This window comes from Burkholderia sp. 4M9327F10 (genome assembly GCF_005503145.1).
Taxonomy (GTDB): domain Bacteria; phylum Pseudomonadota; class Gammaproteobacteria; order Burkholderiales; family Burkholderiaceae; genus Paraburkholderia.
Window position 1 is genome coordinate 99797 of the sequence record NZ_SCNV01000026.1, and the last position, 11423, is coordinate 111219.

The window sequence follows — 11423 nt, forward strand, 5'->3', positions numbered from 1 at the left end:
GTCGGGTTCCTCAGGTGGGTCCTCGAGCGCGCTCAGGCGGTCGTGGCCGCGGCAAGCTCGGCTTGATGCGTGGCTTGCGGCACTTCGATCACGCGTTGCACAAAGATGCCGGGCGTGACGATCTGTTCCGGATCGAGTTCGCCGAGCGGCACCACTCTGGAGACCTGCACGATGGCGGTTTTTGCCGCGCTCGCCATGATCGGGCCGAAGTTGCGCGCGGTCTTGCGGTAGACCAGATTGCCCCAGCGGTCGCCCTTGAAGGCCTTGATGAGCGCGAAATCCGCGTGCAGCGGCGACTCCAGGACGTAATGCTTGCCGTCGATCAGGCGGGTCTCCTTGCCCTCAGCGAGTTTCGTGCCGTAACCCGTGGGGGTGAAGAAGCCGCCAATGCCCGCCCCTGCTGCGCGAATGCGCTCGGCGAGATTGCCCTGCGGCACGAGTTCGAGTTCGATCTCACCGGCGCGGTAGAGCGCGTCGAACACATAGGAATCGCTCTGGCGCGGAAACGAGCAGATGATCTTGCGCACGCGCTTTGCCTTGAGCAAGGCGGCAAGGCCAATGTCGCCGTTGCCCGCGTTGTTGTTGACGATGGTGAGCTCGCGCGCGCCCTGCTCGATCAGGGCGTCGATGAGTTCGGACGGCATGCCGGCCGTGCCGAAGCCGCCGATCATGACGGTGGCGCCATCCTGCACGTCGGCCACCGCGGCTTGAAGTGACTCGAAAATCTTGTTGATCATGTCGGATTCCCTTTGAGACGCTTCGCGCCGGACCGCTTGTGCCGCCGCAGTCAGCCTGGCTGGCATGCGGTGAACGACACGCGGGACGGTCTCCACGTCCTGGTCATAGCGCGCCGACCGGACCGGATCAACGCGATTTTGCTCGCCGAAATGTTCGTATGTTGAACATGGATTCGTTTAGCGAACGAATGGGCTCATTATGAAAGCGGCTGTAACCCGTTGTCAAGGCGGGGCTATCCATAGTTCGGCGATAGTCGATGGTAACCAGCAAGACGAAATCCCACATGCCTGGTAACTGTTCTGATCAAAGCGGAGAATCTCCCGATTTTTTATCTCGCACAGGAACAGTACTATCTCCGTCAGGATACGCCGTCCGCGAGCCTTGCGTGCAGGTTATCCGGGGAGGAAAGATGGTGCGGCAACGAACTGGATACAAATCATTTAGTTAGGAATATTAAACACTTCATCTGATGAGAACCGTTAGAGGTAACCGGCGCGCGACTCGCGCCGGCACATCGGTCCTGGTGCAAAACACAAATCGAGAGCGGCGCATCGGCTTGGTGAGCCGCCGAGGAATAAATGAATAATGCAGACAAAGAGACATGACGACGAACCGGCAGGTTTCTGCCAAACGATTTGCAAAATCAGCCTGAAGTGGTCAAAAGTAAGCGCGCACCGTGCGATTGCCAGGAGCGCGGCCATTGCGCTTTCGTTGCTGCTCACGGCGTGCGGCGGGGAAGACAGCACGGGCTCGCCGGCACAAGCCACGCCAACGGCACAAAGCACGGCCGAGGTCGCGGCAGCGGCGAGCGCCGCGAGTTCTACCCAGATTCCGCTCGCGGCATCCCTGAAGATGAACACCAGCAGCATTACCGCGGATACCACCACCGACCGCTTCATCATTCGCTACAAAACAGGCAGCACGGAACGTGTTTCTACCGCGGCAGTCCAGTCAAAACTTGACCGGTTCGCGAGTGCCTTCCCTGCCAGGGCACATCATTTGCGCCGCATGGGTATCGGCTCGGATGTCGTTACGACGGAACGCAAACTGAACGCGAGGGAAGCGAGGGCATTCATGCGCGCTATCGCTTCAGACCCAAACGTCGAATACGTCGAGCCCGATACGGAAATGTCGGTGACGATGACGCCGAACGACCCGGAGTACAGCAGCCAATGGGGGCTCACCTCGAACCAGAAGCCCGGTGTCGCTACGGTCGGCATACGGGCCGAAGGGGCCTGGGATGTCGCTAACGGATCGGGCATCGTCATTGCCGTGGTGGACAACGGTGTAACGAGTCATGGTGACCTGAACGCAAACATCCTGCCCGGATACGACTTCACCTCAGGCAACAGAGGCGGAAACGGCATGAATCCCGGCATCACGACCGAGAAAAACTGCAGTGTGGTCTGGCATGGCACACACGTCGCGGGCATTGCTGCAGCGCTGACCAACAACGGCGTTGGGATCGCCGGGATCGCGCCAGCCGCACGGATCGTTCCGGTTCGGGTAATGAATGCCTGCGGAAACGGCTACGCCTCCGATATTGCTGACGGCATAACCTGGGCCGCCGGCGGAAGCGTTCCGGGTGTTCCCGCGAACCCCTATCCGGCGAAGGTCATCAACCTTAGCGTCGGCGGTCTGGGTATGTGTGAAGCCACTTTCCAGAACGCCATCGACTATGCAATCAGCCGGGGATCAATGGTCGCTGCCGCCGCCGGCAACAATGCGGTCGACGCGTCGAATTTCGAACCCGCGAATTGTCGCGGCGTTGTCAGTGTAGGCGGCACGAACCGCCCGGGAGGAAGATGGGTAAACTCCAACGATGGCGTCACGGTCGATATTGCGGCGCCGGCCGATTCAATCTGGTCCACCTACAACAACGGGACGTCGTCGCCTGGTACCGAAGGGTACACATACATGAGCGGCACATCGATGGCTGCGCCTGCGGTCAGCGGCGTGATGGCGCTCGCCCAGTCAGTTGCTCCCGAGCCTCTCACGCCTGCAGAAATGCGCACGCTGCTGATGCAGAATGTGCAGCCATTTCCGGCCGGTTTACCCGATCAGCCTATTGGATCGGGAATCGTCGACGCGTATGCTACGGTCATCGCTGCGAGGTCGGGAAAAATTCCAGCGTCGGCTGACTTTGAGTGCGCACAAAGCGCGCAACTTATGCAGCTAACGTGTACGAACCTTTCTACGGCGCGTGGTAGCAGGTCTATCCGCAAATGGGACTGGAATTTCGGCGACGGAAACCCTGACACGGTCACGACAGGTTCGACCAATCCGGTTGTGAACTACGACTACCCGGGAACCTATCTGGTCACGCTCACCGTGACCGATACAAGCGGGGCAACCAGTACCGTCAGGCGCCCTGTTAGTGTCAAGCCGCTCCTCGTGACCGATCTTACTGACAATGATTACGCCGCCCAGTACGGATTGAATTTTCCGTTGGCCAACGGCGAGATCCTGTACTTTTCGATTGCGGCTCCGGGAGGGGTGCGAAGCTTGATCTTCAATACCGCATGGACCACAACCTTTGACCTCAGATCGGGTTCGGCGAAAGATGTTGCGTTGCTTGAAGTCAAAGGCGGTACAGCTTCCATGGTGTCGCCTGACTGCTCGTCGGTCATGACAGGCGGGGTGCATGCGACCTGTACAGGATTGACAATACTCAACGGAGGAATCTGGTATGCCCGGGTTACGGCCAAGACAGCGGTAAATAGCGCCAGCCTCCGCGCCTTCAATACGCCTCCCGATCAATCCAAGGGCTTGTGTAGCCCGGGTATGGCGCCCTGCTAGTTTTCGGCAATAGCGCCGCCTGATAGCAATGCCCCTGCGGCCGGTTCGCCGGCTCAGGGGTATGACTAACACTGGGCAAATGGTTTGCCCGTCACAATGTCAAATGCAGATATCAGTTCAGCGGACGTCCGCGTGATAATCAAACACGCCGACGCGGCATTCTCCGCGCAGCGTATGAGCGAAGCGGCGCACCATTACCGGAAAGTATTGGCCGAGCGTCCGAACGACATTCACGCGTTGCACCGGCTGGCTCTTGCATGCGTGCATATCCATGCGATCGACGAGGCGAACACGCATATTGGACTCGCCTTGAAGGCCGCTCCGGAGCGTGCCGAACTATGGGAGCACGCAGGTCTGATTGCCGCCGTGAAACGCGAGTATGTCCGTGCCGAAGCGCTCTATCGGCAAGCGATCAATCTCGCGGGAAGCACGGCAACACTGCACCGGAACCTGGCCGACTGTCTTCGGCAATCGCGCCGGCTTGCTGAAGCCAGGGCCCACTACGAAAAAGCCATTGTTATAGATCCCCAACTGCATCATGCGCTTCGCGCGCTCGCGCGCATCAGCAAGGAACTCGGCGCGACCGACGATGCTGCGCAATACTGGCTGCGAGCGTGGGCGCTCGACTCAGGAAACCTGCAAGACGGGCTCGACACGATCGCATCACTCATCAAAGCCCGCCGCACAGGACAGCTTGACGAAGTTATCGCCACGATCAGAACCCGCTTCGCTGACGACGCCGACGCGCTAAAGTCACTAGCGTTTGTACTCAACACGAACGACTACTTCAATGAAGCGCTCAGCGTAGCAAGACAGGGACTGGTAATCGACCCGCTGCATCCCCTTCTGCATCACAACGCTGCGCGCGCACTTGGCATATGCGGCAAGGCCGCCGAATGCCTGCCGCACAGCATGGAAGCGGCGAGACGGCTGCCCGATAACCCCTATCTGCAATTCCACCTCGCAGGCACGTTGCTTAGCCTCGGTGAATTCGCAGAAGGCTGGAAACGTTACGCCTGGTTCTACGCACTGCCTGGCAAAGACAAGGAGATGGCTTTCCCCGGCTTCCCCGAATGGAAAAGCGAACCTGTTGCCGGATGCACGTTCCTGCTGGTAGGCGAACAGGGCCGTGGCGATGAAATCCAGTTTATTCGCTTCGCCGAGTGGCTACGCCGTCAGGGAGCCGTCGTCGATGTGCTGGTCAGCCAGCCTGTCGCGGGCATCGCGGCCAGCATGACCGGCGTGCGCGCCGTATTCACCACCATGCCGTCCGGCCCGTATGATTACTGGAGCCATATGCTCAAGATGCCCGGGCATATGAAGCTCAATCAGTCGATGCTGCCCATTGCGATGCCCTACATCACAGCATCGCCCGACAAGCTCAAGCACTGGCGGGCCCGCATCGATGCCATTTCGCCCGTCACTGCATATAACGGAAACCGGCGAATCGGTGTGGTGTGGGCCGGCGGCCCGCACCATCTGCTCGACCGCTTCCGGTCTATCCGTCTTGAGGTGTTGAGACCGCTTTTCGCGCTGCCGCGAACAACCTGGTATTCGGTCCAGAAAGGGGAGCGCGAGCGAGAAAGCGAAGTCCTGGGGCAGGAATTCGACTTGCACACGCTGGGCCCGGTCATTCAGGACTTCACCGACACGCTCGCGATACTTGCGACGCTCGACCTGCTCATTACCGTTGACACGTCGGTCGCGCATCTCGCCGGTGCGGCGAGCTTGCCCGTATGGACGCTGCTGCAAGCCGGCGCCGACTGGCGCTGGATGACAGACCGGAACGACAGTCCCTGGTATCCGTCCATGCGCCTGTTCCGTCAGCCCGAGCCGGGAGCGTGGGATTGCGTGGTTCAAGACGTCCGGCAGGCGTTGCTGGCATGGCGTGACACGCCGGCAAGCTAGCCTTGCACGAAGCGCCGCCTGCCCCAACGCCCGTGGCCCGGCGGCCCGGTGGAAAAGTCAAACGACCCTCGGCGCTTTCCCCAATATACGGCAAGGAGATTTAGGCTGTACGGTGTATACGCTCCAGCGATACTAGTCCACTCCCTGCCCGCATGTCCGAACTCGACCTGAACCTGATCCCCTACCTCGTTGCGATGGAAGAAACCCGCAATGTGAGCCGCGCAGCCGAACGCCTGGGCGTCAGCCAGCCGCGTGTGAGCACGGCGCTCGGGCGGTTGCGCGAGTACTTCGGCGACCAGCTCTTCGTGCGCACTTCGCGCGGCATGGAGCCGACGCCGCGAGCGCTCGCGCTCGTCCCGGCAGCGCGCGAGGCGCTGCTACGGATCGAACAGGGCATGCTCGATGCGCAAGACTTCGAACCGGCGTCGACGACGCACACGTTTTCGATCGCGCTTTCCGATGTCGGCGAAATCGTGTTCCTGCCGCGCCTGCTGCAACTCTTCGCGGAACGCGCGCCGCATGCGAATCTGCGCTCGGTCTCGCTTCCACCCTCGCAAATCGAGCGCGGCCTCGAATCCGGCGACGTGGATCTGGCAGTCGGCTACTTCCCTGACCTGTCGGGCAATAACTTCTTTCAGCAACGCCTGTTTACGCACCGTTTCATTTGCCTGATGCGCAGCGACCATCCGCTTGCACGCGAGCCGCTCACGCTGTCGCAGTTCGTCGGCTGCGGGCATGCGGTGGTGCGCGCCGAAGGGCGCAGCCAGGAAGTCCTCGAGCAGTTCCTTGAGAAAAAGCGCATCCGGCGCCGTGCGGTGCTGGAGACTTCGCACTTCATGAGCCTGCCGTTCATCCTCGCACGCACCAATCTGATCGCCACGGTGCCGCACGCAATCGGCTTTGCCTATGTCTCCGAGCACGCCTCCATCACGCTCGTCGAGCCACCGCTCGAACTGCCACGCTTCGATCTGAAGCAGCATTGGCATCGCAAGTTTCATAACGATCCGCGTGCGGGCTGGTTGCGCAGCATCGTCGCCGAGCTCTTTAACGATGCCATGGACGAGTGGCCGAAATAGTCCACATACTCGCCCTCCGGCAATGAAGCCGCGCTGCGACGGCTGCCTGCATGTGAGTCGGCCCGCAGGCAGCGCCGCGCGCGTCAGCGTAAAACATGGAACAATGGCTGCCACCGTTTGGACCTTATTCAGCGCGCGGACGCGGAACCGGAGGAAAGAAGGATGAGCAGCAAGCCAAAGAAAACCAGGCAGAACGAAACCCCGGGGCGCCCGACGCGCGACGAAGCGGAAGAAGCCGTCCGCGTGCTGCTGCGCTGGGCGGGCGACGATCCGCAGCGCGAAGGCCTGCTGGACACGCCGGCGCGCGTAGTCCGCTCCTATGAGGAATTCTTCGCGGGCTATGCAGTCAATCCACGCGACCTGCTCGCCCGCACCTTCTCGGAGGTGGACGGCTACGACGAGATGATCGTCCTCAAAGACATCCGCTTCGAAAGCTATTGCGAGCATCACATGGTGCCGATCATCGGCCGCGCGCACGTTGCCTATCTGCCGGGCCACCGGGTCGTGGGTATTTCGAAGCTGGCGCGGCTTGTCGACGCGTTCGCCAAGCGGCTACAGATCCAGGAGAAGATGACCGCGCAGATCGCCGACACGCTCAACGACGTGCTGCAACCCGCGGGCGTCGGCGTCATTCTTGAAGCCGCTCATCAATGCATGTCGACGCGCGGCGTACACAAGGCCGGCGTCACCATGGTCACGTCGCGCATGCTCGGCACGTTTCGCACGGACCCGTCGACCCGCCGCGAGTTTCTGTCGATCGTCGGCAATCCCGGTATCGTGGCGGTGGCGAATACTTAGCACGCCAAGCCACTGGCCTCACGCCGGACGGCGCGGTGCGCGTTTCATCTGCCCCACGGTCGCCAGCAGGACCGCGCCGAGCACACAGGCTACGCCCGCGAGCTGCGCGCCCGATACCGGCTCATGCAGAAAAGCCGCCGCCATCGCCACCGTACTCACGGGCACCAATGCGGTCATCAGGCCCGCTTCCGCGCCGCTGATCCGCGCGGCCCCCGCGTACCACAGCACGAAGCCAGCCACGGTCGGCACCAGCGCGTAATAAACCACTCCGGCGAGCGCGCCGGCATTGAACGGCAGGCGCCATGCCTGCTCGAAACATGCCGGCACAATCGCCACGGCGAAGCCTATACCGCTCATCAGGGCCGACAGCGGCAGCGCGGCGACTGGTGTGCGCAGCTTGCGGTTGATCAGAATAAACAGCGCTTCGCAGACAATCGCGGCAAATACGAGCGTGTCACCGGCTAAAGAACCAGCCGCATGCGGCGCGCCGATATCTTCGATGTGTACCGTGCATACCAGCACGCCCAAGGTCGCCAGCACGATCGCGCCGAGCAGCGAGGGCCCCGGCCGCTCGCCGAGCGCCAGCATGGCCACCAGTGCCGAGACCGCCGGCAAAGTGCCCGCTATCACGCCTGCGTCCGCGGCCGACGCAAGCTTCATGCCGCTGATCAGACACACCGTATAGCCGACGCTGCCGGCACCCGCCTGGGCGATCAGCAACAATATGTCCCGCCGTCCAGGACGCGGCCAGCGCACCCCGCGCACGCGCATCACCAGCAGAAACACCGGAAAGGCAATCGCAAAACGCAACGCCGTGGCGGAGAACGGCGGCAGCCCGGCCGCGATCGGCTTGCTGACCACCACCGTACTGCCGACGCCGATCATCGCCAGGCCGCACAAGAGATAACCCAGGTAACGCGAATTCATGCCACCGCCCTTGTTGATTGAATGAGCGGTCAGCTTAGAAGCCGGGCGGCGAGGGGTCTTGAATGAAATTGCAGCGCGTAGTTAAACGAAGCTGGCGGGTCTAACGAGACTAGCGGGGCTATCTGGTCTATCGGGCCGGCGCGTGCTCAGCGGGTCGCCGCAGCGTAGTTGGCGGGCGTCACGCCGAGCAGACGCACAAAGGCCCGCGTCATATGACTCTGATCGGCAAACCCGGCGGCGGCGGCGGCATCGGCAAGCGTCGCGCCACGGGCGATCCACTGACGGGCCAGCACGACGCGCCGCTGCATGCGGTACGCGTGCGGCGGCAGCCCGAGTTGCTGGGCGAAGCTGCGCAGCAGCTGGAAACGGCTCATGCCTGCCTCCGCAGCCAGTTCCGCGAGCGTTAGCTGTGCAGCGGGATCATCGTCGATGCGCGCCTTGGCGCGCGTGATCGGACCCGCCGGCGCGCGTGAGGGTACATAGGCCAGCGTAGTGTGATGGCGTCCGAGATGCCCAAGCATCTGCAGCAACGCCGTCTCGCGCGCCATCGCGTCGCCGGGGCCGGGCAACGTGACTGAGATCAGGAACAGCCGCTCAAACAGCGCTTTCAACACAGGATCGTGAGCGACAGGTTGCGTCAGTTCGACCCGATGCGGCGCCACACCTGGACACTGCGCGGCCAGTTCAAGCGCCACGCCATCCAGCAACGCCGGTTCAAAGTAAAGCATGCGCCATGCGCGGCCACGCTCGTCGAGCGGACTGCCGTCGTGAACTTCGCCGGGGTTGACCATGATCGCGTCGTTCATGCGTGCCTCGACGAGGCCGCGTCCGCTCGCCGAACGATGCCCGCCACGCACGATTACGCCCACGCCGAAGCGGTCGTGCGAATGACGCGGAAACGCATGCGCCGTTTCCGCGACCGTCGCCTCAACCCCGGCAATCGCACAGCGTGGCATATGAACGCGACTGGTGGCCATGGCGTGCGTGCTAGCGAGGACGCGGCAGCGCTAACTGCGGGGGCAACAGCGAGGACAACTGCGAGGACAACCGCGGGCGCAACAGCAGGGTCAACAGCGGGGCCGACATCAGCGCCGCCCTTCGTCGTTGCGGTCGCCCTCGCGAACCTTGCCTTGCGACACACTGCTGCCCGGCGGCACGCTATGCGTGAGCCACACATTGCCGCCAATCACCGAACCACGCCCAATCGTCACGCGGCCGAGAATCGTCGCCCCCGCGTAGATCACCACGTCGTCCTCGACGACCGGATGGCGGGCATTGCCCTTGACGAGCGTGCCGTCGACATCCGCCGCGAAGCTCTTCGCCCCGAGCGTGACCGCCTGATACACGCGCACGCGCTCACCGATGATGGCAGTCTCGCCGATAACCACACCGGTGCCGTGGTCAATGAAGAAGCTCGGTCCGATTTGCGCGCCAGGGTGAATGTCGATGCCGGTCGCCGAGTGCGCGATTTCGTTAATAAACCGTGCCAGCAGTGGCACGCCGAGCCGGTGCAGCGCGTGAGCGAGACGGTGGTGCGTCATCGCCCAGACGCCCGGGTAACAGAGCAGGATTTCGGTGATGTGCTGCGCGGCCGGATCGCCGGTGAAAGCGGCCTGGATATCGCTGACCAGCAGCGCGCGGATACCCGGTAATTGTGTGCCGAATTCGCGCGCCACTTCGAACGCGCGCTCGGCGAGCACGGCATCGGGTGTCTCGGCGTGTTCGGGCAAAAAGCGCAATGCCCGCCGGATCTGCTCGGCGAGCAGCCTCAGGGTGCTTTCGAGCGTGTGGCCGACGTAATAATCGACGGTCTCATCGGTCAGGTCGGCGGCGCCGTAGTGAGTCGGGAACAGCGCAGCGCGCAGGCCGGTGACGATACTGCTCACCGCGTCGCGCGACGGCAGTTCGCGGATGCCGCGAGGATGGCGCGTACGATGCAGTTGCTCACGCGACGCGCGCAGGTCGGCTACGATCTGCTCGAGGCCCCAGTTGCGGGAAGAAGGATTTGACATGGCGAGGACGGCGGCCGTGCGGCAAGCACGGTCAAAGTGAATTGTCCCCAGAGATTACCGCGTTTTCCCGCTGCTTGTGCAGCGCTACATCCACGCTAACTGCGTCATATGGTGACGCTGCTGGCGTCGATCCAGCGCACCGCCCAATCGCGCGCATGCGCGATGGCGGCGGCTTCGTCGGCAAAGCGGAAATCGGTAGGGAAAAACCGGTTGGCAACCAGCTCGCCGTCGCTCGAACGGGAGATCACCACGTAAGGTTGCCAAGTTCCGTCTCCCGCCCGCGCCGGTGCGCAGTTTAATAAGTAGCCGCGATGTGTGAATGCAGCATCGAAGTGCATGTGTCACCCGCCCTGACTGCCTCGTATATTGGTCCGAGCAGCGCGTCGCCGTCTCTCACCGGCTACGCTGATAGCGGCTTGGCAGAAGCCGTCCATTTGAGCGCGCTCGCTCGTCGGAGTATGATCATACTCTCTAGAAAATACGCGTTGATTAAAAAAAATCAAAAGAACGCATGTCCTGCTCACAGGCGTAAACCGGAAGGCGTGCAGGTCGCCTCAGGGATCTCCGGAACAAATTTTGCTGCCATTTCACCCATGTTGTCTCAAGGAGAAAGCATGATGAACAGCGACACTGGCAAACCTACGAACACCGTCAGCCAACCCGGCGTCGGCGGCCCGAGCAGTACCGATCTGCACAACGACCGCACTCACGACAGCACGGTCGGCACCGACGGCAAAAACCTCGAAGCGGCGCGCATCGCCGGACACAGTCCGATCGGGCCTGACGAAATCACCACGAGCAACGCCACGCTCGTGAACAGCGTGCCGGAAGCACGTGACGGCCTCGCCGGCTTCGACAGCCGGGTGGGCGGCAATCATCTGCTGCTCGCGCTGGAGCCGGGCTATACGGTATTGGACAAAGGCATGGCCGAGCCGCAAGCGGCGTACGACGCCGACTATCAGTTCGACGATCCGCGCCCGGTAGGCAGTCGTCAGGACCGCGGACGCATTCACTACGCGCTCAACCATATGCGGCCTACACGCGTGATCGAACTGCAGCGCGTTAAGTAAGCGTGCGGCGCATGGGTGCCGCATGACATGAGCTGCGGCAATGTTTGATTGCCAGCGGTAATGGCCGCACTGGCGCTGGTGGGGCGTGGGTGGGA

The 11423-nt window shown here is 62.3% G+C and carries 10 protein-coding genes; 5 read left to right on the plus strand and 5 right to left on the minus strand.

From position 1 onward, the window contains the following. Nucleotides 1-32 precede the first annotated feature (32 nt). Nucleotides 33-737 carry a 3-oxoacid CoA-transferase subunit A gene (locus FFS45_RS22645; protein WP_137956859.1) on the minus strand — a complete coding sequence of 235 codons (705 nt, stop codon included), beginning with the start codon at nucleotides 735-737 and terminating at the stop codon, nucleotides 33-35. A 586-nt stretch (nucleotides 738-1323) separates the two neighbouring features. Here FFS45_RS22645 and FFS45_RS22650 point away from each other — a divergent pair. From FFS45_RS22650 to folE, 4 genes are all read left to right on the plus strand, one after another. Then, entirely contained in the window at nucleotides 1324-3537 is a 2214-nt protein-coding gene (locus FFS45_RS22650) for a S8 family serine peptidase (protein WP_137956860.1), read from the plus strand. A gap of 132 nt (nucleotides 3538-3669) precedes the next feature. Further along, nucleotides 3670-5445 (plus strand): tetratricopeptide repeat protein, encoded by a 1776-nt coding sequence (locus FFS45_RS22655; RefSeq protein WP_249362890.1) that lies wholly within the window; start codon nucleotides 3670-3672, stop codon nucleotides 5443-5445. A 152-nt stretch (nucleotides 5446-5597) separates the two neighbouring features. Continuing rightward, nucleotides 5598-6521 (plus strand): LysR family transcriptional regulator, encoded by a 924-nt coding sequence (locus FFS45_RS22660; RefSeq protein ID WP_137956862.1) that lies wholly within the window; start codon nucleotides 5598-5600, stop codon nucleotides 6519-6521. 162 nt (nucleotides 6522-6683) lie between these two features. Next, nucleotides 6684-7319 (plus strand): GTP cyclohydrolase I FolE, encoded by a 636-nt coding sequence (gene folE / locus FFS45_RS22665; protein WP_137956863.1) that lies wholly within the window; start codon nucleotides 6684-6686, stop codon nucleotides 7317-7319. Nucleotides 7320-7337: 18 nt separating this feature from the next. On the opposite strand, the gene FFS45_RS22670 is transcribed toward folE, so the two are convergent. The 4 genes from FFS45_RS22670 to FFS45_RS22685 form a co-directional block, all read right to left on the minus strand. After that, nucleotides 7338-8246, minus strand: a complete 909-nt coding sequence (locus FFS45_RS22670; protein ID WP_137956864.1) for a DMT family transporter — start codon at nucleotides 8244-8246, stop codon at nucleotides 7338-7340. 146 nt (nucleotides 8247-8392) lie between these two features. Further along, nucleotides 8393-9223: an AraC family transcriptional regulator gene (locus FFS45_RS22675; RefSeq protein WP_137956865.1), complete on the minus strand. Its 831-nt coding sequence runs from the start codon at nucleotides 9221-9223 to the stop codon at nucleotides 8393-8395. A gap of 108 nt (nucleotides 9224-9331) precedes the next feature. Further along, nucleotides 9332-10258 carry a serine O-acetyltransferase EpsC gene (gene epsC, locus FFS45_RS22680; RefSeq protein ID WP_137956866.1) on the minus strand — a complete coding sequence of 309 codons (927 nt, stop codon included), beginning with the start codon at nucleotides 10256-10258 and terminating at the stop codon, nucleotides 9332-9334. Between the two features lie 104 nt (nucleotides 10259-10362). Beyond that, nucleotides 10363-10596 (minus strand): hypothetical protein, encoded by a 234-nt coding sequence (locus FFS45_RS22685; RefSeq protein WP_074296310.1) that lies wholly within the window; start codon nucleotides 10594-10596, stop codon nucleotides 10363-10365. A gap of 279 nt (nucleotides 10597-10875) precedes the next feature. Here FFS45_RS22685 and FFS45_RS22690 point away from each other — a divergent pair, with 279 nt between their 5' ends. Next, complete coding sequence (locus FFS45_RS22690; protein ID WP_137956874.1) at nucleotides 10876-11328, plus strand: DUF3005 domain-containing protein; 453 nt, start codon at nucleotides 10876-10878, stop codon at nucleotides 11326-11328. Nucleotides 11329-11423: the final 95 nt, after the last annotated feature.